The sequence below is a fragment of the Dictyobacter alpinus genome (assembly GCF_003967575.1).
GTDB classification, from domain to species: Bacteria; Chloroflexota; Ktedonobacteria; order Ktedonobacterales; family Ktedonobacteraceae; genus Dictyobacter; species Dictyobacter alpinus.
This window is the reverse complement of record NZ_BIFT01000002.1, coordinates 1,744,018-1,770,860: the sequence shown is the minus strand read 5'-3', so window position 1 is coordinate 1,770,860 and position 26,843 is coordinate 1,744,018. Positions and strand designations below refer to the sequence as shown.

Sequence of the window (26,843 nt, the reverse complement as noted above, 5' to 3'; positions counted from 1 at the left end):
ACAAATTTGTTTTGGATGTAAATCGGTTATGCTCTTTTTTTATTTTGCAATGCCGCGCCGCATTGAGAGTACACCTAAGCCTAAAGCCGCCAGTGCACAGAGTCCTAAGATCAATATATCGTGGCCAAAGAGATCGGATGAGCTATAGAAAATAGCCTGTTCTAGCGCGTGAATTCCATAGGTGAGAGGAATAAAGGCGGCGATATTTTGGAGCCAGAGTGGCTCAAAGGCGAGCACACCTATCCCACCGGCGAGGAAAAACAGGTAGATGGTGATGTTAATCGAGATAGCGATGACTGGTTGTGATTTGTGTAATGCTGCCCCCAGTGCGACTCCCAGTCCCGTGCTAAAGAGTACAAGCACTGCCAGAATGAGCAGGCTGGTCAACCAATATATGCCGACAGGCCGCGTCCAGTCCAGGGCCGCCCCTATCAGGAGTACCAGTACACCAAGCAGGAAGGTGGTTACAAAGCCCGCGAGCACTTTGCCGACAATGATGGTAGTTCGTGATAGCGGTGAGAGGAGCATCTCTTTAATCGTATATGTCTCCCATTCGCGTGCTGTGGCGATGCTGGCGGTTACCAGTCCAGATAGTGTAAGCAGAAGAATGATGGTTGGTAGTACTGCATACTGAAATAGTTGAACATCACGTGTACGCAGGTCTTGCTCCTGGATCGTGACTTTGATCGGACTGGTGGTTCCCTGGGCCTGATAAAATTGTGTGATTGCATCTGGTACCGAACGGCGAATGTCGTTGGTGAAGTCGAGATTTAGATTGTTTACATGGACCTCGATTGGCGCAGGATCATGTGCCTGAATGCGTTGGGTGAAATCGGCTGGAATGGTAATTACCGCGATCACCTGGATGTTTTTGTACAAGTTTGCGGCCTGTGCCGGTGTGGCATCGGTGATGCGAAAGACGTCGGCTGCATGGAAAATATGTTGCATCTGCTGGCCTTTAGCACCAGCATCCAGCGTCACCAGCGCGACTGGACTACGTCCAACGGCGACCGCTCCGAGGGCTTGAATGAGCAGAAAGGCGATAGGGGGAACAACCGTCGCCGCGATATTACGTCGATTGCTGAGCCAGACACGGATATCTTTTTTGATAATCGCCCAGACTGAGCGAAAGAATGCTGGTTTCATATGCGCGCTCCTTTCTCTGCTGTACGTACTTGTAGCGCGTTAATTGGCGACTGTACTGCGATGCAATACTAATCCTGACAGCAAGAGCAGTCCGATAGCGAAACCAAACAGAATGAGTGTGTTTGTTACCAGACCATAGGTATTCAAGATAAACCCATGAAAGGCATACTGCTGGAGCACAATTGCATAATAGACAGGCGTGAGTTGTGCGAGCACTTGCAAGATTGGCGTGTTAAACGAAATTGGTCCAAAGGCCCCACTCACAAAGAACAGCGGGATCGCGATACCAATGGCCAGTCCTGTGAATGCCTGCCGCTGCCGCAAGAACGTGCCGAGCAGTGTCCCCAGCGCGATGAAGATCGCGAGTATGAGCAGGGTAAAGCCAATCATCGCCCCCCAGTGCAAGGGATGGACGCCAATAATAAAGATGAGTACGCCCAGCACCACCATGACAGAGATCAGGCTGACTACAAGCGCTGCGAGCATCTTGCCCGTGATAATTGCCCAGCGACTGGCGGGTGAGAGTAATAGTTCTTTCATCGTGGTATTTTCCCATTCACGCGCCGCCGAGGTACCGGATTGCAGCAGACCGCCTACGACCAGGGCGATAACCAGAATTGAGACGGTTAGATAAGGGATATAGTCGGTATCTTGCGTATATTGATCAGTTTCGTGAGGGACGATTGTCACGATGTCTGGAAATGCTTTTGCGTAGAAAGAGGTAATGGCGAGTGGTACTGCGCGCCGAATATCGTTGGTGAAATCCGTATTGAGATTATTGATATCTACAGACACCTTGACCGGTTGATTATGCTGGATGCGTGTCTCAAAGTCAGCAGGAATAGTGACCACTGCAACAATGTGTCCTGTTTGCAGGAGATTTCGTGCCTCACTGCTCGTGGCTTTCTGCAAAACAAATGAATGGGCACCCGCCATTGCATGATAGAATTGTTGCGCATAAGGGCCGCTATCATTCATCACGATTGCTGTCGGTGCCTGTCCACCGGATATTACAAATAAACTGAATAAAATTAAGAAATTGACGGGCAGAAACACACCGAGAATGATAAAAATGCGATCGGTGAGAGAAACTTGAATATCTTTCTTCATACAGGCCCAGATGACCCGCAGATGATAGCCAGGGCGTGACATACTATTTTCCTCTCCTAATCGCGTAACGCGGTCCCTGTGAGCCGCAAGAAAATCTCGTCAAGTTCTGGCTCACGGATTGTGATCGCGCGGATCTCGCTTTCTTGCGACACAATATTGATAATGTGCGGTACCACGTTGCCCGTTCCCTGGGTCGTAATCGTAAGGTGAGCGTTTTCCTGTTTGACTTCTTTGATACCTTCCAATGCCTGGATTTTATCTATGGCGCTGATGACATGAGCGGTTTCTAGCTCAACCACACTGCCACCATAGCTTTGCTTGAGATGGTCTGGTGTGTCAACGGCAATGAGCTTGCCATGATCGATAATTGCGAGCCGATCACACAATGCCTGTGCCTCTTCCAGATAATTGGTGGTAATCAATACAGTTTTGCCCTGGCTGCGTAATTTGAGGATGTAATCCCAGATGGCGCGCCGTGCCTGCACATCGATACCTAAGGTTGGCTCATCGAGATACACCAATTTAGGATCGTGAAGCAATGCTCTTCCCAGGGCGAGGCGTCGCTTCATGCCGCCAGAGAAGTCGCTGACACGTGAGTTTTTGCGGTCCGTGAGTTGTACGATTGCCAGCATATCATTGATACGTTGCTTTTTCTCACGGACAGGAATACCGAATAGGTCAGCATGAAAATCCATATTTGCCCAGGCTGATAGTTCTTCATAAAGCGCTGTCTCTTGCGGAACTGCCCCCAGGATCTGGCGTACTTCACGTGCGTTATGACGCACATCATAGCCAAGCACCTTGACCGAGCCGCTCGTTGGGACGGTCAGGCCACTGATCATATTGATGGTTGTGGTTTTGCCGGACCCATTAGGTCCAAGTAAGCCAAAAACCTCGCCCTGTTGGACCGTTAACGTAAGGTGATCAACGGCCTGGAATTTACCGAAAGACTTGCAGAGGTCTTGTATGGCAATTGCAGGGATCTGTGTGCTAGTCATTCCCTGTTGATCCGGCACGGTTGCATTTGAGCGTGCTACCTTCATAATCCTTTTTTCTTTCACTTCATAGCCACTATGATCTTCAACTATGGGAAAAGCCGTCTCGCTCATCCATCCCGTATTATGTCATCATATCTATTGCAAGCCCGGCAGTGAATGGTCCAATGGTCCTGTTTGTAGCGTACTCGGTTTTGGTCCTGTTTTCAAGGTCACATAAGCTTGAGCATAAATCTCTCTAACGGTGTGTCAAAGCAGGAACATATAACCCGGGATAGTAGTGTTCGAGAGTAGGAAATAATGCTTACTGTGCAGTAGTTGCATCTTTAGAAGGATTTTTGCTGGGGATCGTCTTTTCTATCAGTTCTTGGGCAAGGATCTCGGGCCATGGCCAGTGGCGTGCGGTTGCGATTGAGGTACAAACCTCTCTACCAAGCAATGCAGCGTGCACAAGGGTGTGCTGTAAACTTTCTGAGCCAGCCGCGGGGATGCAGCTATCCAGTTGGTCAAGCCGTTGTGGAGTGATAACCTGTTCGAGTTGCCATGAAGCAGACGAGGCCTGCCAGCGCTCAAATGCTCGTGCCTCAAATTTGAGTAGGGCCAGGAGATTTCCCATGGCCCAGGCATTGAATGCTTCACGGGCAAACCAGTGCTGACCACGTTGGAGTTTGCAATAAGCAAAGAGTAAGTAATACCAGAAGCCTCCACAGATCTTCTCAAATGTTGCCGCTTCATCAAGAGGTCCGAGTTGGCGACCAACCAGTTGTTGTACAGCATTGCTCAACTGCCCTCCAGTCTTGTCGTACCAGATCATCGCTTCGCGGGAGAGAGGACTATTGGGCCACGTTGCGATAATGTCAAGTTTTGAGGCAGGATGGAAAGCGAAGTCCACTTGTAACGGAACAGGCACCGCCTTGTAGACCGTCCATGGATGATCTTGAATACCAGGAAACGCCAGCAGCAGTTCACCAAATTGTGCCGCCCATGTTTTCCAACTTCCTTCAAAGGCAGGGAGGTCCGTATCCCGAATAAACACGGCGATATCAATATCGGACCATTGGTCGGCACGCCCCTCGCTCTCCGAACCATAATCCACTACGCCAACGATACGTTCATCGTGCTCCATGGTAGCACGTAGACGTGCGATCATCGTCTCGCGGGTAAGTGGTTCTTCATACATGGCTCGTCCTCCCAGTGTTTTTATTGTTTTGATAATAGATGCCATCGTACTATAGCAGCATATAGTTGTCCAGCGTTCAATACACTCCATGTTTCCCGGATTCTATCAGGACACGCCGTCAAACTTTACACTATAAAGTAGCAAGATACAAGAAGTTTTCTATACATACTGCATGTATGATACAGCGAGGAAGACGTTGTAGTCACTTCACTCGCTGGTCACGTCGCATCATCCACGCTTAAATGAAATCTGTCAGCCTTGATATATGTCATTGATGGTCCAATTTGCCCTGGGGCTTGATGCTCCACTGCAATAACAGGGTGAAGTCAGGAAAGGATAAAATAATGTCAGAGAGGGAACATGCAGGAGTACCCCAGCCAGAAAGATTGCAAGTAGCAGCAGAGGAAGCTGAGAAGCGAGGGCGCTTAAAAGATCTTCGTCAGCAATTATATGGTGTGGCTACTCGGCAGATGCTTGAGGCCGCTTATCTCAAGCCAGGAAATCAGGTCCTGGATGTTGCAGCTGGTACAGGTGATCAGAGCCTGGCGGCCGCCCGATTAGTTGGACCAGAAGGCAGCCTGCTGGCCATTGATATTGCTCAGGAAATGCTTAACGTTGCCGCCAGGCTCGCTAAGGAGGAAGGGTTGGGCAATCTTATGATGCGAACAATGAATGCTGAGCAGCTTGACCTTCCTGATAACAGGTATGATGCAGTTATCTCGCGCTTTGGTCTGATGCTTATTTCAAATCAGCGCCAGGCACTTTTGGAAATCAGGCGCGTACTCAAGCCGGGAGGCAGATTGGCTGCTCTTGTCTGGTCGAAGCCGGAGCATAATCCTCTCTTTGCTCCTTATGTGACGTTTGTTAATAATGCATGGGAGGCGGAGCATTCAGGAGAGAAGGCATCTGATCCTTTCTCTCTGGCAGACCAAGACTTTTTTGTGCGTACGCTGGAAACAGCAGGCTTGCGAGAGGTTCAGATACACGTTATCAAGCTCACTTTCCACTTCCCAACCTTTGATGTACTCACCAGCTGGTGGGGGACTCCATTCCAGCAGGCTTTGAGAAAGCTTGATTTTGTTTCAAGGCAACGTGTAGAGGAGAGTATCCAACAAACGGTGCGCCCATTTGAGGGGGCACAGGGGTTCGTGGCGCCAGCCGAGTTATTGTTGGGGACAGCTATGAAGTAAAGGATATTCTACTGGCGTGAATTTCATCGCCTCAGCAAGCAAGTGAACATGACATTAAAAGGATAAATAGCAAGATACAAGAAGTTTTGTCTGCTCCTGCATGCTATGCTAATCCCATTCTCCTTCTTCATGGGGGGACATAGTATTAGATCTAAGGAGCAGACACATATGGCCGAAAATTCACTGCCACTTATGACATTTTACAAAGGGTGGAATTCTTATCAGCGGAATCTTGTCGAAGTTATCGCGCCACTTTCTACTGAACAACTGGCTCTCCCTGCCTCATCACATCACTGGACGATTGGGATGCTGGCCCAGCATATTATTGGTAACCGAGTCTGGTGGTTCCAGATGTGGATGGGCCAGGGAAGTCCTGATCTTGCCCCCCTTGCGCATTGGGATCCCTCGGATGAAGTGGACGTACCCCCGCTTGATGCCGCTGCCCTGGTCACCGGACTCGAGTCCACCTGGAGCATGATTTCTCAGTCCCTTACGCGCTGGACCGGTGCTGATCTGGAGCAAGTCTTTCCTGTGCCATCGGCCATGAAAGAAGAAGAGCGGCAATACTTCAGCCCATCCTCCATGCAGTGGATTATCTGGCATGTGCTCGAACACGAGATCCACCACGGAGGCGAGCTCTCCCTCGCCCTTGGCAACTATGGATTGCTGGGTATCTATGGCAATATATAACGGCCCTTTTTAAAGGTCAGGGAACAACGTTGTTCCCTGACTCACCTTCACGCCACGGAATTTTAATGCTCATCTCAAAGATTATCTGCTAAGCACGAACACCACCATCACTATTCCTAGTCCAGACCAAATGCTCTACTGTATTAAAATACTACATCCTCAGAGAAGCTTCTCCAATCCTGCTCTTCTATTCTAGATATCATGACATATCTGTATCACATAAATAGTAATCATGCTAGAAGAGTATTTTATCCATATTAGTACTATTCGAGATAAAAATAGAGATGTTTGTATGTATTGTTGCGTTTATTTATACAGAGAAATGTATGTAACGTTTGCCCATATCAGGTTTTAAATAAACATATTTTTGAAATTTTAGACTTTATTTTTTCTCGAAAGAGGGAAAAACACATGCGACATCGGTTTTTACTGATGCTTATGCTCGTTGGGTTACTGTTCATTACTGTGGCATGTGCGGATGCACCGCAGCCAGAGCGGGTAATGGCCAGCCAGCTGACTTCTGTGACTCCCAACGTGCTTAAAGCAAAACCTACGCCGCCAAAGATACGTGTAACGCCGGCCCCCGTGATCAGCGTACCGACCGCACTGGTAGACACACTTGTCTATCATGGCTCAGAGAGCCGTAAAGAGGTTGCCCTGACCTTTGATGATGGACCAGACATTATCTATACGCCGAAGATCCTATCAATCCTCAGTCAATTCAATCTACGTGCCACCTTCTTCAATATCGGGCAGCACGTTGCGGCCTATCCCCAGATTGCCAGAGCCGTCTATGCGGCGGGCCATACTATCGGCAACCATAGCTGGAATCATCCCTTGCTCACCGCGATGGGACCGCTGCAAGTATTATGGGAGATGCAATATACCAACCAGGTTATCCAACAAACGATTGGTGTTAAACCGGTCTTGATGCGACCTCCCTATGGCGCTATTAATAGAATGGTACATATACAAATTGAAAACTCAGGGCTCTTGCCGATCATGTGGAATGTTGACAGCGAGGATTGGAAGCGTCAGGGCGTTACTACTATTGTACAAACAACCCTGAAAGAAACCAAAAATGGTTCGATTATTTTAATGCACGATGGTGGTGGTGACCGCTCCCAGACCGTGTCGGCTCTGCCAATAATTATTCAAGATCTAGAGCAGCGTGGCTATACCATCGTTCCCATGCAGCAATTGTTGAACCACTCTGCTGATGTGCAGACCAATCCTGTTGAGCCTGCGACCACACCAACAGCCCAGCCATATGTAAAATCAGCCGGCGATTGAAGCGGATCATAGAAATAATGAACCTGTTCGCATAAATATATGCTGAATAGAGAGAGAAAGACAACATCCCGTTTCCCTCTGCAATGTGTCAGGGTAGAAAAGGGATGCTGTTTTTTTACATAACGGGAGTATTACATAGCATAAAAAACAGGAGGAAGATTTATGGTTGTCCGAGGTAAAGAGGAGAAGGCTGGTGCGATCATTGTGACCGGAGCTAGTCGTGGGATTGGTGCCGCTATTGCCAGACTCGCGGGTGCGCATGGATTTCCTGTTGCCGTGAACTTTACCCGTGGCGAAGAGGCTGCCAGGGGGGTCGTTGCTGATATTGAGAGCGCCGGTGGTCGTGCGCTGGCTATTCAAGGGGATGTTGCTCGTGAAGAGGATGTCATCCGTCTCTTTGAGACCGCTTCGCGTGAGCTAGGACCAGTTCAAGGACTTGTAAATAATGCCGGGATCACAGGTGGTTTTGCTCGCGTTGAAGAGGTGCAGGCAGACGCTCTCTCACGGATGCTAGCGGTCAACGTTGTTGGGACAATCCTGTGCGCGCGAGAAGCCGTGCGCAGGATGTCGCTGCGTCATGGAGGAACAGGAGGTGCCATCGTCAATATCTCCTCTCTTGCCTCGCGTACCGGAGGAACAGGTGAATGGGTTCATTATGCAGCCTCCAAAGGGGCGATTAATAGCTTTACCATTGGGTTGGCACGTGAGGTTGCTAATGAAGGCATTCGTGTGAATGCCGTCGCACCTGGACTCATTGAAACCGATCTGCATGCCACAAATGGCGCGCTTGATCGCGTGGAAAGACTGAGCCCCTCCATCCCTATGCAGCGCGCAGGCACGCCACAAGAAGTAGCCGAGGGTGTACTCTGGTTACTTTCCTCGGCCGCCTCCTATACAACAGGAACCATTCTAGAAATCGGCGGTGGGCGCTAACAGGCGCGTGTAAGAAAATTTACTTGTATCGCATTGATCTTGAGAAGATTCTATATGTTATAATAGATAAATCACCTCGTTTTATTGTTCTGGCGTTTTTCTATGAAAAGAAAGATCGAATCGCTTGAATAAACTTCATAGCAGCAAGGGCCCAAAGGCAATTTAGCAGACACCACTGTTTTTGGGCTGGTTCTCCGGTGACAAGATAAATAAGCGGATCATCTTTTTTACTCTGCCATTGCAGAGCATATCTTTGCGCTGTAGTGGCAGACACAAGTGTTTTGAACCCTATCGACAGTATGGTGTATGGCTGTCTGAGGGTTCTTTTTTGTTGTGATACCATCCTTTGCTCTGCAGTAAGACTCCTTTTGACAGCATGCACCTTTATGTGCTGGGAGAAGGAGTTGAAGGTTTGAGTATCATCAGATATCTACATTTGACACGAGCCTTGCATTCAAGAGCATTTGCATTGTTGTGGTTGGGCCAGACTGTTTCCGTGCTGGGAAATGCAGTTTTTCTGCTGGCTATTGGCTGGCAGACATTGCAATTGACGCATTCGGCAACGGCGACCGCCATCGTGGAGACTGCCGGTATGCTGCCCGGAGTTGTTTTGCTTGTCTTTGGCGGCGTCGCGGCCGATCGCTTACCACGTCGTCTGATTATGTTTCTTTCAGATATTGGGTGTGGACTGGCAGTTTTGCTTATTGCATTCTTGACCTGGACGCATGATTTACACTATTGGCACCTGGTTGGATTAGTTGGTTTCTTTGGCATCACCAGTTCATTTTTTGGTCCTGCTTATGCATCTATCAGTCCACAACTCGTGGATAAAGATGCTTTGACCTCCGCCAACGCACTACGAGGACTGAGTCGCCAACTGAGTGGATTACTTGGACCATTGTTGAGCGTGAGTATGATCTCTTTTGGCGGATTCGCAAGTGTGTATGCTTTTGATGGTCTTACCTTTCTTGTTTCTGCAGCTTGCTTGCATCTGATGTATCTGTTACCTCCTGGTCCTGATACAGTTAACCATGGAAGGTTGAAGCAGAACTCAGGGGCCATAAAGCATCATACCCTGGGCTTGATCATTGTCGATGCTCGAGATGGACTTCGCTATATGATGCAGGTTCCCTGGCTGTGGATCTCGGAAGTGGTTTTTATTATGGCAAGTCTGGGAATTGCCGCGCCGGTCATTGTTGCATTGCCTAAGTTGATCACAAGCCATTATCATGCAGGTGCATGGCTACTGGGAGCCTATGTGACTGCCCGGGCGATTGGTTCGATGCTGGCGATACTCCTTGTTGGACAGCTTTCTCGCATCCGCCATCGGGGGTTACTGGTTTATCTGACCTCTATTATGAGTAGTATGGGGGTGGTTGCGTTGGGGTGGTTCAGTGTGCCTATAGCTGTTATCATTGTAGGCATATTTATGGGCTTCTTTGGAGGGCTTGCAGATACTTGGTGGCCGGTACTGATCCAGGAATATGTGCCAGCGGATAAACTGGGCCGTGTTAGTAGTGTCGATCAGATGGGCGCATCGCTGATATGGCCGCTAGGCTTCTTCCTTGCGGGTGAACTCTCAGATACTCTTGGACCCTCATGGGTATTCATTGTGGGTGGCCTTTTTAGTGTTCTTTTACGTATTTGCGCTTTGAGCTTACGAGATATTCGCCACCTAGAATAAATGATGCTGACAAAGCACATCGTTTGTATGGACGATGTGCTTTTATATACCCTTTAGGATATTTTGAGCACGAAAAGAAAGAGAAGAAAACGGATCAAATGAGCTCTATCTCAATTTATTTTCGTTCTCGTTGACGGAACTCTCTGAGTTGTTGTTCGGCCTGGTTCTTGTGCTCTTCGGCGAATTGATAAATAGGACTTTCTGGACGTAGTTCTCTGAGCTCTTTTTCTGATTGAGCTAACGCTTGCAGTAATCGTAGAAATTCGTTGGCCTGCGGTTCCTGGTTTCTTTCTGTCCAGTGTTCTGTGTACCTGCATTGTCCCAGTCCAACCATGATGAATTCGTCCTGGAGGGCTGGGTCGTTGGCCTGGATGCCAAAGTAGCGTAATACCTGATTGATGGCTCCAAAACCAAACGTCGCTGTGCTTAATGCAACCTGACCATCCTGCCAGATGATGGCCTGCTGACTGCCTGTTCCTCCCAGAAAACCAGCCTCGACATAGGCGATAGGCTCCGTTTCTGAAAGTTGTTGCGCGAAATCAGCAATAAATGTTCTGATGATGATTTCTCCTATTTGTTCGGAATGGACATGTGATCCAGCCGTGTTGCGGAGCTCCAGTTCGTTCCAGAAGGCAATGGTGAGTGGTATCATCTGTAAATCGTATCTGAGCGGAATCACGCATGCGGCCGGATATTCAAGAGGGACAGATGTAAGGATATCTCTCCCGATAAAAGCCGTTAATTCGTATCCCATAAATCCTCCACGCTACTTTTCGTTTTTCTGCATGCCTATGTATGAATTTTTACTTTTAGCGGTCTCTTCCAATACATATCCTCGGCAAATATTTTTCTCTTCTTTGATTGAAACGTTTGAATGCAGGAAAAGTAGCAGGAGAAAATCTTTGTGTTTACAGTATTTATTGTTTTAGGTGTGGCTCTCCGTTTTTCCAGGGGGAGGATGGAGGGGGAGGGGTGCGAGGACACCTCGCGCTCCGGCATGGGCTGCCGCCCCTGCACCCCGCTTTGCTCCTGATAGACTGAAAGCCTTAGAAGTGGCACATAATCCCCTCTCCCGTTGTCAGACAGGAGAGGGGCTAGAGGGTTTCAAACTATTATGGGTAACTTACTACGGTGACTGGGACGTCTGGATTGGCGCTGGTGGCTGATCCACCGGTATCGTTGACGACGTGTTGGGTACCACCAGATCCAGATGTGGAGAGGAAGATGGTGAGCAGATCGTGGAGGCTTGAGGCTGGCAGCGTGCTGGGAACTTCAAATGCGTGGGCGGCATAGATGTCCACACCCTGATTGAAGAAGTTATAGCTGGCCATGCCATAGCCGTTGAAACTGGTGACGGTATTGGCAATCTTGAAGGCTGCCCAGCCGTCGACACCGGGAGCCTCCATCCAGGCCGCCTGGCTGGGTGGATCGTAGGGCATTTCGTTCTGGAAGAAAATGTCTGTGCCACCATTTCCGTTCCAGATGACCTCATATTTCTGGTAGTGCTCGACGAATAGGCCATATGCGGTCACATTGTTGCCGTTGACAATGACACCGGTATCGGCAGTATTGCTTGTCCAGCCGACGCCATTGCCGTGGTCTGCGCGCCATGCCCAGATATCATCAAGGATGACATTGTTACTGTTAACGATCAGACTGGTTGTGGCGCTACCAGGCTGCGCTCCGCCAATGCGGAAGAACACATCCGATAGGGTTGTCGGATCAGATGCATTCTGATCACCGCGTTCGTGGCCATGGTCGTCGCGCTCATGATCACTGCCAATCTGTAGCAGTACCCGTGAGTTTTTAGCACCTGCGTCGAAGAGTATTCCTGAGAGCATAACCCCTCTGGCACTATCGACAGTCATTGCCGTATTGCCCTTATCAGGGATCAGGGTTGGGAAACCGAGTCCGAGTACTACTGTATCGGGCCGTGTGACCTTGAGGCTCTGCTTTAGATGATAGATGCCGGGTGTCAGGATCAGGTTCCTGCCGGACTCCAGAGCAGCATTGATTTTCTCAGCGGAGTCTGTAGGGCGGGCGATAAAGAATTTTTTGAGGGAAATGGATGAGCCGGGTGTTGCCCCACTACCCCATGTTGTGCCTGTGGAGTTGTGCTGTACCGAAGGCACGAAGACGTTGTACTGTTTATCTGCCCCCATATATAAATATGGTGCCTCGCGTGTCACCGGACTGGTTGCCAGAGTGGTATATGGTCCACCGCACGATGTTTGAGCAGGAAAACATTGGGCCGGCGCATTTGTCACCCCCGAAAATACCTGATTCCAGACACCATTGGTCCAGCCATCGAGCTGACTATTTCTGACCAGCCACTGCTGTTGTGAACCATTGATGACGGTGCCGCCATCAAACTGCGAATCGGCGATAAAACCGCCACTCGCATATGAAGGGGAAGTACAATAGTCCATCAGAGTGGTGGCCCCATTGATGTGGACACGACGCATCGGTGCGGCCTGTGACACTGCCCAGAATTCGCCGCTATAGCAGCCGGCGTTTGGCGTCGTCACATTGATGCTCAGGTTCGACAACGAGCGCCAGAAGTTGTCGAGCGCGATACAGTTGTTGGCACCGAAGCACTGATTACGCACATCAATAGATCCGTTAATGGTAACATCGTTCGGCGAGAGGCCAAGTCCTGCCACAGTAGTATAGTAGCCGACCTGAAAATTGAGCGGAGCCGTACTGGATCCATAGGTGCCAGGTTCGAATAGCAGGGCATAGCGTTGCGTGCCAAACTGGTTGGAGATCTGCTGATTTGCCACCATATCGACCGTTGCCTGAATATCGCTTAGTGGCATACTGGGGTTGAAGATATAGACATTTGAGCCGAAGTCGGGTTGGCCGGGCGACGTCGGAGGAGCCGCCAGTGCTGTGCTGACGTTGCTGGTAGTCAACACGCATGCGAAGGCCACAAAGGCACATACGGCGAAAATTGAACAACGACGTAGCTGTCTACTCGTGGTGTGGGCATGCTGCGTCCGCCATGTATCTGGCTTCCAATGCCAGCGGGGAAGGAACGTGAGTAAGTTCATCTCCTCATCTCCTTATCTCTAATTTGCCGCCACCATGCGGCGCCTGCACCTGTTCATTTGACTGCACTGCCATACCAGGTATTTGCCCGAACTGGTACGTCAGCCTCGGGTTTCCATAGAGCGCGGGCTTTTCAGGCGATCTAGTCTGGTCCTGCTCTTTAATATCCATATCGAAATCATTTGATTTATAATGGACTTTATAAACTATTTAGCCCGAATATCTCATAGTATAGCATGAGAAACCGGTTTATACAATGTATGTTTGAATTTGATCAGGACTTTTTAATTTTCCTCTTCCTGGCGCCTACGGCGCCGGAGTCTGGTTCTGTGGGCGGCCACGGCCGCCCACAGAATACACACTACACCAGAAATACTCTGTATGTGATTTGCCTGACAGTTACTCCCGGCTGAAAATTAAAAAGCCCTGGAATTTGATCGATTTGCTCGGCTATATGTGCGCGTTTTTTACATGTATTTAACAATTAGTAATGAGCTATATCAATAAATATATAAAATCCGTGTAAATCATTTAGTGGTATAATTGTTATATATTATTAGCGTCAGGCAGATATTCTTTTCAAAATATATAACTTGTTCTTATATCCGGGACACAGCATGCATCTTATGACTATCTCTTCATAGGAGAAAAAGGAGATTATATGTCAGATTGGCAACCTCAGGTAACCAGAAAAGAAACTTTTATCAATATACGTAAGCTGGCAGCCCTTGATATGGTCTTGCATGGTCCTCGATTTGTGCTGATCGAATTTGGGCTGGCAGTGATTTTTTGTGCGGGCTTTGGAGTTTTTAGCCTTGTTTCATTTTTTCAAAACCCTAATCATCCGCTTTTTACGCTCCTTATAGGAGTAATGCTGGCATGGATTGCTCTGAACTACGTGACGTTATTACTTTATAGCATTGTTATTGCCAGGCATCAGGAGTCCCGGCAGGAGGTCGCGGTTGAACTTGAAAATAAGGAGATTGATGCAAGGAGATATACATTCCAATCGATGTGGTTGTTGCTGCTGCCACTTTTTGTTCCTATTCTTGCGCTAATGCAAGAGTCGCAGCGATCTCATTGAAGGTCCTTCTAAATAAACTTAAAGTCAAGCAGGAGCTTTTTATATATGATGTCATAAAATGTATTTTATATTTTATGACATCATATATAATACCACTTTTGATGATTGCAGAGTTGAATGCCCTGGGGGGAGAATCAGGGAGCATGCAGATCAAGCACGTATTCAATGTTTGGTCCAGGTTGTTTAGCCTTCTTTGATGATGGTGGCTTGCTTCATGGCAAGAGAGACGAGTTCGGCATTTCCCTGGGTTTGTCCGCCATCGGGCAAGGTAAGAGTATCCTCCAGACCGATGCGTATATCATAGCCATAAGTCAGTGCAACATCGAGGATGGGCCAGGTTGTGCTCTCAGTGCCGTGTAATAATCTAGGTAACTGAAGATTTGTCTGGTTGAGCGCATAAATGATTTCAGCTATAGTATTCATGGCTGCTTCGGTTTCAGTTTCTGCTGGCTCGATCAAGATACGCAGACATTGTTCACGTAGACCAAGTTTTTGTAGCAGTTCAACTTCTGCTGCGCTTGAGATACCCGCTTCTATTCCTACTCCCAGATTACGCAAAGCTTGGCAGAGATCGGCGACACCTTGTTCAGAAAAGTTGACCGATGCGAAATCAGGCAAAACTCGCCAGTCCTGAATATTGCGCAACCGCAGCGAGAGATCCGGCTCAATCCAGATACCCGTACTCACACCGACTGCGATACCGGGACAGCGCGCACGAACAGCGGTCAGCGCGGCCGCTATATCCTGTGGGAGAAGTGATTGTTTCCCATCGGCCTGCCGAGGATGAATATGAAGTGCTTGCGCCCCCTTTGCCACTACAGTTTCTGCATCTCTCGCCAGTTCCTCTGGAGTCAAAGGCAGTGCTGGATGTGCTCCAGGTTCTCTGCTTCCATTAAGGCATGCTTGGATTAACAATTCATAGCTCCTTTTCTGATCATATATCACACCCAAACTATGCGCTTGAGCATCTCTTGATGGGCTATTTTTGCTATTTTCGCCGCAAAAAGCATACCTGATTTGTCTAAGATTCGCAACACACTACACAGAATTGCATGGCTTGATGTATAGCAGTATTGCGGATTCCCTGTACAGGAACTTTTGATACTCTCGGATTGAACGGATGGTGGCATAGAGCTACCGAGAAGCGTTTGGGTAGCCTGATTAAGTAGCGTACCCAAACGCTTCTCGGCACCGATACTGGCTATGGTTGAGCGGTTGTGATATCTAACTCCCAGCGCTCAAAGGTGCGGATTGGCTCGAAGCCCATCGAGCGGTAAAGGGAGACAGGGGCGACGGCACCGCCATCTACTCCAAGTGTAACCGTAGTGGCTCCCTGCTGGTGAAGATAATTTAATGCGATGGTCATCAACATACGTCCCGTCCCCTTACCACGCTGGGTAGGATCTACAGTTAAATTAGAGATCCAGGCCGATGTTTGATCATCTGTATTGTCGGCATCACGATTGAATAATACATGGATCGTACCCATCATGCGAGTATCGTCAGTTTGGTCAACGGCAACAAAGAAACCTTGTCGGTTGCCTTCAAGATCACTGAGGAGCGCGTCCATCGGAATCGGATGATAGTTCCAGGTGGTTTCCCAGGCACGGTTCAACGTTTCCAGTAGTGTTGCCTCTTCACCTTTACGCAAGGTACGCACAGTGATACCCTCGACCTTGCGGAGCGGTAATGGACTGGTTGGAACTGCTCGTGACATCATATGGCCTGTACGCAGGAGTATAAAATTTCTTTTCTGCAATGCCGTTTTTGCCCAGATCGCGCTGGAGGACGTAGGAATGCGTAGCCGTATGTTTGATCCTGTTTGTACTGTTAGCCGTACATGATCGACCAGTAATAGTGCCAGCGTATTTTGCCTGAATTCAGGTAGGAGAGCAAGTCGCGCCTCTACATCATCTTCATCTGGGATGTTATGAATAGCCGCCACACCAATGGCTGTGCCATTCTTTAGGAGGAGCCAACTATTGGTGGCCCAGGCATTCAAGGACCACCAACCGGTGCGTGGCCGGAAGGCGGCCTCGTCAGCGTCCTGTGATGTTCCCCAGATATGCTCCAGGGTCGCGATATCACCCTCTCCTGAAACACGCACCATTTTTACTCCATCAGGATTATGATCTTGTGCTGAAAATAGTGACATCCTCTCTATATCCTCGATATCCTTTGGTGTGCTATCCATTTCTGCTTATTGCTCCCTTTATGTCGATCTTTTTCGATAGATGATTTTAATTGTTATCGCCATTTAAAATGATTTAGTCTGTAGATCTCTAATATATCACATTCTTTGTGGTTATACCCGCACCCCGTGGGAGGGGGTATAAAAACTTTATCACAAGCACACAGAAATGACAAGCGAGAGAGGAGACCGAAGAAAGGGATGATGGTTGCTTGTAACTTTGCTACTTAAGTGATTAGAGAGATGAAGGAAGAGCAGTTTTACGACATACTCAGGTCTGTGTGAATGCTTATTAACTACTGAAAATCCTTAGCGGCGACCAGAACGGTTCGCAGCAGCTGCGCGGCGAGCAGGATTTGAAGTCACTACTTTGGACTTTTTCCTGGGCTCTGCCTGGAACTGGGACTCAGGCACGGCAAAGGCATGATCTTTTTCCTTATAGGTACTCTGAGATCTGCCAAAGCGAGCCGGGCGGCCTGTTCCTCGGCGGCCGTTGCGAGCATTGCCAGCACCTGGGTGCCGTGGACGTGAGACGTCTTCAGACTCCCACTCTGGCGCATCACTGACAAAGCGCTGTCTGGGCTGTCGAGTGTTTTCCAACATTGCATAACTATCACGTGACGTTCGTGTTCGTGGTCCTCGCTCCTGTGTGGAGAAAGACTGTTGGCGATCGCGGGTTGCTGGACGCTCACGTCTCTGCATTGGCTCCTCGATCACTGGAGCTACTGGTCTGACGAATGGTTTCGCCTCCAATGCATCTTCAGCGATTGTCAGGCGCTCCAGCGAGACCGCCTGACCCAAATTCTGGGACATGCGGCGCCATTTGCGTACATCAGATGGTGCCAGCAGCGTAATCGCGCGGCCCTGGCGGCCCATGCGACCGGTACGACCGATACGGTGTGTAAAGAGTTCGCTGGATTCTGGCAGCTCATAGTTGATAACCTGTGCGATCCCCTGAATATCCAGTCCACGGGCTGCGACATTGGTCGCCAGCAAGGTCTGTACCTGTCCATGGCGGAAGGCACTGAGCACCTCTTCACGAGCGCGCTGGCTCTTATTGCCGTGCAATGTACCAACGGTGAAGCCAAGCTTGCTGAGTTGTTTGCCGAGCTTCTCAACGCCAAATTTAGTTTTACCAAAAATCAAGCTACTTTCACCTTCAGCTGAGTTCAATAGGGTGCAAAGCGCGGCCATTTTCTGTTCCTGAGGAACCTGATAGGCAATCTGCTCGATGGTACTCTGACCACCGTCGGCAAGTGTGATAGATACTTTGACTGGATCCTTCAGGAATTTCTCCTGGATTTTAGCGACCCAGGTAGGCATAGTGGCTGAAAATAGAGCCATTTGTCGTGTATCGGGTGTGGTTGCCAGTATTTCTTCAATTGCAGGTGCGAAACCGCTGTCTAGCATCTGGTCTGCCTCATCAAGTACGCAGATGCGTAACTGACTGAGTACGAGTGTACCGCGCTCTAAATGATCCTGGATGCGTCCTGGTGTACCGACGATAATCTGCGATCCATATCTGAGTGCAGACATCTGGCTATTATAAGGACGACCTCCGACCAATAATGCGGTAGTCATACGACGGCTGGCGGCCAGTTTACTTAAGACTGCATTGACCTGAACTGCCAGTTCGCGAGTAGGTACGATTACCAGAGCTTGAACGACACGTTTATCACTGATGCGTTGTACCAGCGGCAGACTATAAGCCAGCGTTTTTCCTGAGCCGGTCGCCGACTGTCCTACGAGATCACTGCCAGCCAGTAAAGCTGGGATAGCCTGGGCCTGAATAGGGGTTGGCTCTGTAATCTCCATTTTTGCCAGTACAGCGCGCGTAGCAGCATGCAAAGAAAAATCCTGAAATGATGGCATGAAAAAAAATCCTTTCGACCATATGCGCCTTTGTGGACGCGCAACGTCTCCCTGGAGTAATAAGTGTCAGCAGGGAGTATCAGGAGCAGACCGTAGTAGGATACGAGAGCAATGCTGCTTGCTGATATCAGGTACGAACGTGAGTGCAGGAAGAGATTTATCTATAGAGGATTGCTCAAAGCCCTTTAGTGTCTTTACCGGGGAACAGTAGATGTGAGTAGTCTGTTCCAGGCCATGCAAACATTCATAACTCTGTGATTATATTTCATTGCATGGGGTTTGTCAAGTTAATAAAGGCAGATGGCCTGAATGCGGCTTCCATGCGCTCAATCATGGTCGGTTATATGGTTAATCGCTTGTATTTCATCGGAGCTAAAGTCTAACTGCTCAAGGGCGGCTACATTTTCTTCAATCTGCTCGATGCGTGAGGCTCCGATCAGGACACTGTTGACGGCGGGATGGTGCAGGCTCCAGGCGATGGCCATCTGTGGCAATGTTTGTCCACGTTGCCGGGCGATCGTATTGAGGCGGCGTACTTTTTCGCGCTTCTCCGTACTGGCCACATTTTCAAGGCTTTTTTTGCCCCATACATGTGTAGCTCGCGACTCGGCTGGCAACTCCTCCCCCAGATATTTGTCAGAGAGCAAACCCTTTGAAAGTGGACTAAACGCGATCACGCCAACGCCATTACTGCGCGTGTGCTCGAACAGGTCCTGTTCGCAGCGACGTTCAAAAATATTATAGCGTTGTTGATGGATCAGGATCCTGGTGAGATGCATATGTTGGGCGACCTGAATAGCCTGTTCCAATTGTGCTCCGGAAAAATTGCTGACCCCGATATAGAGCACCTTCCCCTGGCGGACAAGCTGGTCCAGAGCCACCAGTGTTTCTTCCAAAGGTGTGTGTGGATCTGGTCTATGGGCGTAGAATATATCGACATAGTCCAGTTGTAATCGGCGTAAGGATTGATCCAGACTGGCCACCAGAGATTTCTTCGTGAGCCCTTCCCCATATGGTCCTTCCCACATCCGATAGCCAGCTTTAGACGAAACCAGGAGCTCATCACGTGGCATCGCCTTAAGTATTTTTCCAATCAGTTGCTCGGCGGCTCCGGGAGGGCGACCATAGTTATTGGCCAGATCAAAGTGGGTAATGCCCAGATCAAACGCACGGTAGAGACAAGAACGTGCAGCGGCTTCATCCCGATAACTCCCATACGTTTCATGAGCTCCCAGCGAGATAGCTGACAATTGCAACCCTGAGTTTCCACAACGATGATAGTGCATCTGCTCATAACGATTCTCATTAAATACTTCGGGTTGTTCTATGAATACTTGTTCCATGCGCACTCTCCTTTTTAGGGATCGAGGTATGATCTGTCTCAAGAGAAAAGTCTACTCTTCTCTTTACTGTACACCTGTGTCCAAGTGGCAACCATATCCAGGGTATCAAGACTTGGCATAGATACTCAGTATGTTTATTCCAACTTTTGGTTGAAGGCATACGTTCTTTTATGAGCTACTATATCTGGGTAGTCGTTGGTAGATTGTTTTTGTAACCGACGTTCCCATCCAAGGAGAAAAAATATGTCTATGAAGCCTGATAAAAACAATCAGCTTGTTGTCAGTGTGTTTGATAATCTAGCTAAAGCGAAGCAGGCTCAGAAGGATATCGAGATGTGGGATGAGGCGCAACCTGATGTGAAGCTAGGCGGTAGCGCTATTATCTACAAGGATACTGATGGGAAGATTAAACATGAGCAGAGCTCAAAGTTTGATTGGAAGAAAGGCACTTTGATCGGCCTGTTGCTTGTTCCTCTGACCGGAGGTGTGTTACTGCCGGTCTTTGGTGCGGCTTCCGGATTGGCCGCCGCCTGGTTAAAGGGTATCAAGCGCGAAGATGTTGATAAAATAGCGACTAAAGTGAAAGAGGGCAAGGCAGCTCTGGCAATTCTTTGTGATGAATATGAGGTACCAATGGTATCCGTTGAGCTGAATCGTCTGGGTGGTACCGCTATCACAGGCTACCAGGTTCCCGCCAAGACCGCCTCTGATGTCCAGGATGCCGTACAGCACGCAGAAGATGAAGGCAAACTCAAATCTCATAGTATAGTAAGTTAACCTTACTCTAGAAGACTCCTTCCCTACAAAAAGGAAGGAGTCTTTTGCGTTTAATCATAGCACGATTCTTTTGTGTTTAATCATTTAATCATATGATGATGTTTTTCCATTGTTATGTGGGAAATGTGCATATACATATTTCCCACATAACAATGGAAAAACATCAGCATAAAAAAGCAGTTTCCCGGCAGGGAACGAGTATGAGCAAGAACAGATTGACATCTTTCTTCCTGGGAAGATACGCTAGTGTTAACTGCTATGTAGTTCTTTATATAGAAACCTGAAGGAGATGACGGCTATGGTCAGTGAGCAGAAAACATCTGGATCAGCAGGTATCCCACGTACTTTGGCGCGACTTTTTATGAATGGGCACGTTTCGCTTTATCGTCTAACTGGTGGGGCGATTGGTGGTAAATTGATTGGACTGCCCGCTTTAATTTTAACAACGATTGGACGTAAAAGTGGGGAGCCTCGTGTGACACCACTAACCTATATTCCTGATGGTGAGCGCTATATCTTGATTGCCAGTAATGGAGGCTCCGACCGGGCTCCAACCTGGTGGCTCAATTTGGTTGCCAATCCTGAAGCCAAAATTGAGGTTGGGCGCCAGAAGATTTCTGTACGAGCGAAGACGGCGGATGCACAGGAACGCGCGATCCTCTGGCCGCGTATTGTTGCGCAGGCTCCTAATTATGGAGGATATCAGAAAAAGACGGACCGCGAGATTCCTGTGATAATCCTTACGCGTGTTGCCTAATATTTATCTAACCTCTGTATGGTTCCTCACAAGGCAAAGATCTGCTGACATGCTTGTTGGCAGATCTTTGTTCTGGCAAATCGCTGGTGTGTCCTTTGCAACGTTACCTCTCATTTGGGTAGCGTTTAGGGATAGTGTGGGTTGAGGTTGAGGAAGATGTTTGCGATAGGTTGCTCCCGAGCAACTCACTGATGAGTGGATCAAGGTCAGTACCACCAGGCATATGGTAGATGGGACTTTGCGCACGCTTGCTTTCACGGACACTATGGATTAAGCGGATCAGCTCACTTTTGAGCTTTTTTAATTCCTGCTCATTGAGAGCTGTTCGTTGTAGGCGTGAGATGAGCATGTTGACAGCACTGCCAACCTGCCAGAGCATGTTTTCCTGGCTATATGGTGCGCGTACATTGAGGTTGCCGTTGGCAGCCTCTACCAGTGTTTGTAGGAGTATCTGAATGCCGATGTCAAGCTCTTTTTTCTGTTGGGCCATCTGGCTTTCCAATTGAGCGACCAGTTCAGCCTGATTGGCCCGCTCGATAGCTCTGGTTGCGTTACGTACCCACAGATAGGTAACAAAGGCAACGATGATCTGGATAGCGAGTGGACGTATCAGAATGGTGTAAGAGGTCTCGATTAAGACCTGATGGAGATCAGGGGTATGGGGTTGTATAAATAAATCTAAGCAGATGAATGAGCAGTTGAAAACCGCTATATATAAAACGCTCCTGACCGGCAGAAAAGATACTGCAATAATGATGGATAGGACAAATAAATCGTAGATTGGCACGGCGTTCTGCGTAAGCTCAAAGTTTGGATACGTAAGCATAACCGAGACTAACGCTGCATCGACTGCAATGACCAGTAGAAGTCCTAATGCCTGCACTTTGCCGAACTTGTTTAGAAACATTGCGATTATTGTGACCACCATCAATCCGAGTACTGGAGGCAAAACATGGTAGTTGGTACTTGTTAATCCTGAGGGTATAAAGGCGATACAGGTTAAAAAGGATACTAAAAGCAAGATACTGGCGATGCGCGTGCGATTAAGTGGATCGTCATTGATGTTGACGCTGTTTTTGTCTGGCTCAACAAGTCGATACCACCATGACAAGATGCTCTTCTTTTCTTGCTCTGGGGCCGCAAAAGGTACAGGACCTGGAAACTTCGTGTAGCGGCGATTGCCCGCTGGTCTCTTTACATCCATGCCAAGAGCACTCCTTATCTGTATGTAGTTGCTGGATATCTACCAGCATGCTCTCGCCTATTTACCTGTTATGCTTGTTCTTATGGCAATAGTAGGGAAAACAAGCGGATATCATGTGAGAAACAAATAAGCCATTAAGCTATCGTCAGTGATAAAAATGCTGCTTAAAAGTCAAGCATAGAGAAATAGGTGCTCCTTCGCGAATACTACCAATGAATTATATATTTGTCAATAGTTATGAGATATAGTACTTATCTCATAGAATAAAGGTTATTTTGTGACAATATTGGAGCACAGGTTAGTTTGTTGGATAAAAGTCTGGGTTTTATGTGTTATATGCTGTCGCTGGTGAGGGTATGTTCAGCCACACTCGGGCGCTAAAGCGCTCCAATAGTTCTTTTGCAGGTGGCGTTTGATTGGGCGTACTGCGCCCAATCAAACGCCACCTGCAAAAAATGGAATGGCGGGCCTTAAAGGCCCGAGTGTTGCTGGTGGCACACTCCTCAATGAGAGTGGGAAACAAGCAGTATCTTAGCTCGACTTTGTACAAAAGTCGAGAAATGAGTTCGCAGAATGAGACAATCCAGGACCTTTCTCAGCTCAAAGAGCGAAAAATGTACAAAGTTGAGCTTAGCTGGATTTTGTACAAAAGTCGAGAAAGGAGCTCTCAGAATGAGATAATCAGGACCTTTCTCAGCTCAAAGAGCGAAAAATGTACAAAGTTGAGCTTAGCTGGATTTTGTGCAAAAAGGGGAACGTGGGTTCGAAAATAATGGGTGATCAGGCACTCAGTTCGCCGGTCTGTCTGGCTTCAACTTGCGTATAGAGCAGTTGTTGCATGGTTTTGAGGTTGGAGATGATTTGTTTGGATTTATAAAGCACAAAGCTCAGGTCGGTAAACGCTGCTTTGTCCTGGTTGCGTAACTCATTACGTCTGGCTTCTAAACGGGGCAGTATGTTTTCTATCTTGGACATTGGCTCGACCGCCATTTGTTCACCATGCAGAGATTGTGCAATTGTGTCCAGTGCGGCTGTGATGGTGTTTTTAAGCGGAGTGAGGACAGTGAGAGGCGAATGTGAGGGCATGTTTAGTAAATATGCTTCAAGAGCGATGAGGTTTTTGGCTAATTGATCGGCATTGGCAATGAGTCCCTGGCTAATATTTTTGTCGAAAGGATATCTCTCTGGCTCGTTAAGGGCTCGATTGATTGCTGCTTCGGCATTTGTCCGTGCCAGGTGTGCCTGCTTACGGGCCTGGTGAATATCCTCGGGATCATAGTGGTCAGGGTCGATATATGCGTCCATGACTCTTGCGTAGTAGTGTTGTAGTGTCTCTAATCTGTCGGCGATATATGTGGATATCCTGAGATGTTCCCAGGTCGGCCAGCAAAGATAGACTAGTAATGCAAGTATGCCACCGATGATAGTATCAATGATGCGATAAAAACCCAGTTCAATGATATGTTTATCAACAAAGGTTAAGAGCACAATAATTTCGATCGTTACAAAATAAGAAAAAAGGCCATAGTTAACAATCAGCAGGGCATAGGCACCGAAGGCTGCAATAACCTCTACAATGAGCAGCGTCCCATAGGTCGGCGATAGGAAGTCCAGGAGTACTGAAATAGTCAATACTCCTAGAATTGTTCCGAGCAGGCGTGCAATACCGCGAGTAAAAGTCGTTGAAAAGTCTGGTCGGAGTACAAGTATCGCTGAAATCGGTATCCAGTAGCTACGCTCAATAGGCGAAAAGCGATAGATAATGGAGGCGATGACCATAAGAATCGCCAGCCTGACGGCGTGTCGAAAAGCCGTAGAATGGAGGGTGAAATTGGCCTGAATCGTTGAGAATGGATTTTTGAATTGAATCCCAGGATGTCTGGGTAGACGCAAATGCCAGTGTGGTAGATGGACATGCCAGGAGAGGATTTTATTGCTTTTATGTAACAAGCGTGCTTGCTTGTCAGCACTATGTAAGTAGTTACGTAAAGCTTTATAATGTATTTTGATTTGTTGTAAGCGGTAATTATCAGGCTCTTGCTCCACAAGTTCTTTGATCAATGCATCGGCGGCTGCATAGTGTTTCGCTAGTTTGTTCAAGGCTGTTCTTTGCTGAATACCGTCAGCAATACTTTGCAATATCGCTGCTATTTCTTGTTTGATACTGTCATTTTTGTGTGTGTGTTGCTTATCCTGGTAATAGGCAAATAAATCCAGCGCATCATTGAGGATGGTTAAGCGTAAGCGAATACTGGTGGCTTGCTCAAACAGACGATAATATATTTTGGCTTTTTTGCCAACCGGCTTATTTGATGTAAATGTTTCTTCAGCGTGGTTCAACTCTGTATCAGTCTGACGTATGTTGTCAATATCATTGGTATCGCTGGCATAGTCAGACAGAGCCTGGTAGGTGTTGGTGAGTACGCTACTCTCTGAGCCAACTTGTTGTCTGAATGGAACAAGCGAAAGTGCTATTTGCAGTAGTGCTCCAATGAACATCAACAGAGCCTGGAGTAAGGCCTGTACAGGACTGAGCGTAAAGTGTGTTAAAATAATCATCGCGATAGTTGATTGAAGTCCAATAATCATCGCATTCAAGCTGATGACTATGAACAGGCCTGTCGCAAAACTCCAGAGACCGATCGCCAGGATTGAAAGCCACGGATATGGTTCGGTCAGCGCGCCTATGCACGCTGAGATAGCTACTCCCAGAGCGGCCAATAGCATAGTACGCAGGCGTATGCTATGTGTTGCCGTCAGGCTGACAGTACCCAGGCTCGATGCACCACCCGCGATGGAGACGCCTTCGATGATATGTCCTGTCATGATACCAATTGCCAGTGGCAGCACAAAGGCGAAGGTACTGATAATTGAACGAGTAATAACGAGCTGAGAGCGATCGAGTTGAAAGACCATCTTCAAGGCATGCTGGAGAGCCTTGAGCCAGGATTGGCTTTGGACCCGTATATTATTTTTGGAATGTTTCTTTTTTCCTACAGTTCCTGTTGTTGATTCCATAGATTTTTAGTTCTTGCCACCAAATACTAGCTGTTTCTTTCTTTCTACACCTTATTATTTTTCACGATAATTGGCCCGATAACGATACATCTCCCCTGAGCAAACTCATCTTTGAGACAGCTTCATTCGTATATACATAAAGCTCTCATTATAGAGTGAGAATGTGTCCCATTTTGTATGCAGCAAATGGAGGAGTCAATCAGGATGCCATCAGATGCACCCGGTTTTACACTAGGAATAGAAGAAGAATATTTTATCATTGACCCTGAGACGCGGGAATTGTCCTCGTCAGCGAAGACTGTGCTGTCCAGGGCACAGGCCCAATTAGGTGAACAGATTCAGCCAGAGCTACAATTATCGCAGGTGGAGAGTGTCTCCCCTGTATGTGCTACTCTGGCAGATATCCGTCGGTCGTTAGTTCAGCAGCGCCGTTCTCTCATCGATGCAGCGGCAGCGGCAGGCAAACAGATTGCCGCCGCAGGGACACATCCATTCTCCCACTGGGATACGCAAGAAGTAACGCCAAAAGAGCGTTATCAGTCGTTGTTGCAACAGTATCAACAGCTTACCCGTGAGCAGGGAATTCAAGGGTGCCATGTGCATGTTGGGCTGCCTGATCCTGCTTTTGGCCATGCTATCCTTAATCGGGTGCGTTCCTGGCTCTCTCCGTTGCTGGCCCTTTCAGCCAATTCCCCTTTCTGGCTAGGTGAGGACAGCGGCTATGCCAGTTTTCGTACCGAGGTCTGGATGCGCTGGCCATTGTCTGGTCCGCCTCCTCTTTTTGCTTCACTGGAAGCCTACCACGGCTTGATTCATTCGCTGGTGGCGATTGGTGGTATTGAAGATCCCACCAAAGTATACTGGGATCTGCGGCTCTCAGAGCGTTATCCAACGCTGGAGTTCCGGGTGACCGATATTTGTCTGACGATTGATGAAGCCGTCATGGTAGCTGGCCTGGCCCGTGCGTTGGTGCAGACCTGCTATGAAGAAGAGTTAAAGGGTACGCCATATGCTGATGTCCATCAAGACCTTTTGCGTGCATCACATTGGCGTGCAGCCCGCTATGGTCTGGATGAGAAATTGGTCGATGTGAATGAGCAACAAGTTATACCTGCCCCTGAATTGGTGCAGCGTTTACTCGCCTTTGTGCGGCCTGCTCTGGAGGCTGAGGGTGACTGGGATGAGGTTTCGCTGCTGGTCGAGCGTGTGTTGCGCGAAGGAAATGGTGCCGCTCGTCAGCGGGCTGTCTATCAAATGACCGGTGATATGCAAGCAGTGGTTGACTTTATCGTAGCCGAGACCGCAGCCGGAATTAAATAAATTCT

Annotated in this window: 21 protein-coding genes; 9 read left to right on the top strand and 12 right to left on the bottom strand. The window is 48.3% G+C overall.

What is annotated here, in order from left to right; translation table 11 throughout:
• Nucleotides 1-39: 39 nt before the first annotated feature.
• The 4 genes from EL633_RS29660 to EL633_RS29645 all read right to left on the bottom strand — a co-directional run bounded on the left by EL633_RS29660 (nt 40) and on the right by EL633_RS29645 (nt 4,431).
• Nucleotides 40-1,146 carry an ABC transporter permease gene (locus tag EL633_RS29660; RefSeq protein WP_126630839.1) on the bottom strand — a complete coding sequence of 369 codons (1,107 nt, stop codon included), beginning with the start codon at nt 1,144-1,146 and terminating at the stop codon, nt 40-42.
• A 39-nt stretch (nt 1,147-1,185) separates the two neighbouring features.
• Nucleotides 1,186-2,298, bottom strand: a complete 1,113-nt coding sequence (locus EL633_RS29655) for an ABC transporter permease (RefSeq protein WP_126630838.1) — start codon at nt 2,296-2,298, stop codon at nt 1,186-1,188.
• Nucleotides 2,299-2,312: 14 nt separating this feature from the next.
• Nucleotides 2,313-3,299 (bottom strand): ABC transporter ATP-binding protein, encoded by a 987-nt coding sequence (locus EL633_RS29650; RefSeq protein WP_161982541.1) that lies wholly within the window; start codon nt 3,297-3,299, stop codon nt 2,313-2,315.
• A gap of 256 nt (nt 3,300-3,555) precedes the next feature.
• Nucleotides 3,556-4,431 carry an aminoglycoside 6-adenylyltransferase gene (locus EL633_RS29645; protein ID WP_161982540.1) on the bottom strand — a complete coding sequence of 292 codons (876 nt, stop codon included), beginning with the start codon at nt 4,429-4,431 and terminating at the stop codon, nt 3,556-3,558.
• A 344-nt stretch (nt 4,432-4,775) separates the two neighbouring features.
• Here EL633_RS29645 and EL633_RS29640 point away from each other — a divergent pair, with 344 nt between their 5' ends.
• From EL633_RS29640 to EL633_RS29620, 5 genes are all read left to right on the top strand, one after another.
• Nucleotides 4,776-5,621, top strand: a complete 846-nt coding sequence (locus tag EL633_RS29640) for a class I SAM-dependent methyltransferase (protein WP_161982539.1) — start codon at nt 4,776-4,778, stop codon at nt 5,619-5,621.
• A gap of 168 nt (nt 5,622-5,789) precedes the next feature.
• Nucleotides 5,790-6,311 (top strand): DinB family protein, encoded by a 522-nt coding sequence (locus EL633_RS29635; protein WP_161982538.1) that lies wholly within the window; start codon nt 5,790-5,792, stop codon nt 6,309-6,311.
• A 411-nt stretch (nt 6,312-6,722) separates the two neighbouring features.
• Nucleotides 6,723-7,604 (top strand): polysaccharide deacetylase family protein, encoded by an 882-nt coding sequence (locus tag EL633_RS29630; RefSeq protein WP_126630833.1) that lies wholly within the window; start codon nt 6,723-6,725, stop codon nt 7,602-7,604.
• A 162-nt stretch (nt 7,605-7,766) separates the two neighbouring features.
• Nucleotides 7,767-8,537 (top strand): SDR family oxidoreductase, encoded by a 771-nt coding sequence (locus EL633_RS29625; RefSeq protein WP_126630832.1) that lies wholly within the window; start codon nt 7,767-7,769, stop codon nt 8,535-8,537.
• A 412-nt stretch (nt 8,538-8,949) separates the two neighbouring features.
• Nucleotides 8,950-10,221 carry an MFS transporter gene (locus EL633_RS29620; RefSeq protein ID WP_161982537.1) on the top strand — a complete coding sequence of 424 codons (1,272 nt, stop codon included), beginning with the start codon at nt 8,950-8,952 and terminating at the stop codon, nt 10,219-10,221.
• A gap of 115 nt (nt 10,222-10,336) precedes the next feature.
• On the opposite strand, the gene EL633_RS29615 is transcribed toward EL633_RS29620, so the two are convergent.
• Both EL633_RS29615 and EL633_RS29610 read right to left on the bottom strand, forming a co-directional pair.
• The gene (locus tag EL633_RS29615) at nt 10,337-10,975 is read right to left on the bottom strand and encodes a hypothetical protein (RefSeq protein ID WP_126630830.1); all 639 of its coding nucleotides are present in this window, start codon (nt 10,973-10,975) and stop codon (nt 10,337-10,339) included.
• Nucleotides 10,976-11,333: 358 nt separating this feature from the next.
• On the bottom strand, nt 11,334-13,274 hold the full coding sequence (locus tag EL633_RS29610) for a pectate lyase-like domain-containing protein (protein WP_218027612.1): 1,941 nt from the start codon (nt 13,272-13,274) through the stop codon (nt 11,334-11,336).
• A gap of 659 nt (nt 13,275-13,933) precedes the next feature.
• Between EL633_RS29610 and EL633_RS29605 the strand changes: the two genes are divergently transcribed.
• A complete protein-coding gene (locus EL633_RS29605) occupies nt 13,934-14,356 on the top strand; it encodes a hypothetical protein (protein WP_126630829.1) in 423 nt (140 codons plus the stop codon).
• A 183-nt stretch (nt 14,357-14,539) separates the two neighbouring features.
• On the opposite strand, the gene EL633_RS29600 is transcribed toward EL633_RS29605, so the two are convergent.
• From EL633_RS29600 to EL633_RS29585, 4 genes are all read right to left on the bottom strand, one after another.
• Entirely contained in the window at nt 14,540-15,271 is a 732-nt protein-coding gene (locus EL633_RS29600; RefSeq protein ID WP_161982536.1) for a 3-keto-5-aminohexanoate cleavage protein, read from the bottom strand.
• A gap of 286 nt (nt 15,272-15,557) precedes the next feature.
• The gene (locus EL633_RS29595; RefSeq protein ID WP_161982535.1) at nt 15,558-16,511 is read right to left on the bottom strand and encodes a GNAT family N-acetyltransferase; all 954 of its coding nucleotides are present in this window, start codon (nt 16,509-16,511) and stop codon (nt 15,558-15,560) included.
• Between the two features lie 345 nt (nt 16,512-16,856).
• Nucleotides 16,857-18,419 (bottom strand): DEAD/DEAH box helicase, encoded by a 1,563-nt coding sequence (locus EL633_RS29590; RefSeq protein WP_126630826.1) that lies wholly within the window; start codon nt 18,417-18,419, stop codon nt 16,857-16,859.
• Between the two features lie 326 nt (nt 18,420-18,745).
• Nucleotides 18,746-19,762, bottom strand: coding sequence for an aldo/keto reductase (locus EL633_RS29585; RefSeq protein WP_126630825.1), 1,017 nt, complete (start codon nt 19,760-19,762; stop codon nt 18,746-18,748).
• Between the two features lie 243 nt (nt 19,763-20,005).
• Between EL633_RS29585 and EL633_RS29580 the strand changes: the two genes are divergently transcribed.
• Nucleotides 20,006-20,539: a DUF1269 domain-containing protein gene (locus tag EL633_RS29580; protein WP_126630824.1), complete on the top strand. Its 534-nt coding sequence runs from the start codon at nt 20,006-20,008 to the stop codon at nt 20,537-20,539.
• Nucleotides 20,540-20,837: 298 nt separating this feature from the next.
• A complete protein-coding gene (locus EL633_RS29575; RefSeq protein ID WP_161982534.1) occupies nt 20,838-21,296 on the top strand; it encodes a nitroreductase family deazaflavin-dependent oxidoreductase in 459 nt (152 codons plus the stop codon).
• 103 nt (nt 21,297-21,399) lie between these two features.
• Here EL633_RS29575 and EL633_RS29570 read toward each other — a convergent pair whose 3' ends face one another.
• Nucleotides 21,400-22,500, bottom strand: coding sequence for a hypothetical protein (locus EL633_RS29570; protein ID WP_126630822.1), 1,101 nt, complete (start codon nt 22,498-22,500; stop codon nt 21,400-21,402).
• Between the two features lie 780 nt (nt 22,501-23,280).
• Complete coding sequence (locus tag EL633_RS29565; protein WP_126630821.1) at nt 23,281-25,518, bottom strand: FUSC family protein; 2,238 nt, start codon at nt 25,516-25,518, stop codon at nt 23,281-23,283.
• A 204-nt stretch (nt 25,519-25,722) separates the two neighbouring features.
• Here EL633_RS29565 and EL633_RS29560 point away from each other — a divergent pair, with 204 nt between their 5' ends.
• On the top strand, nt 25,723-26,838 hold the full coding sequence (locus EL633_RS29560; RefSeq protein WP_126630820.1) for a carboxylate-amine ligase: 1,116 nt from the start codon (nt 25,723-25,725) through the stop codon (nt 26,836-26,838).
• The last annotated feature ends 5 nt before the right edge of the window (nt 26,839-26,843 follow it).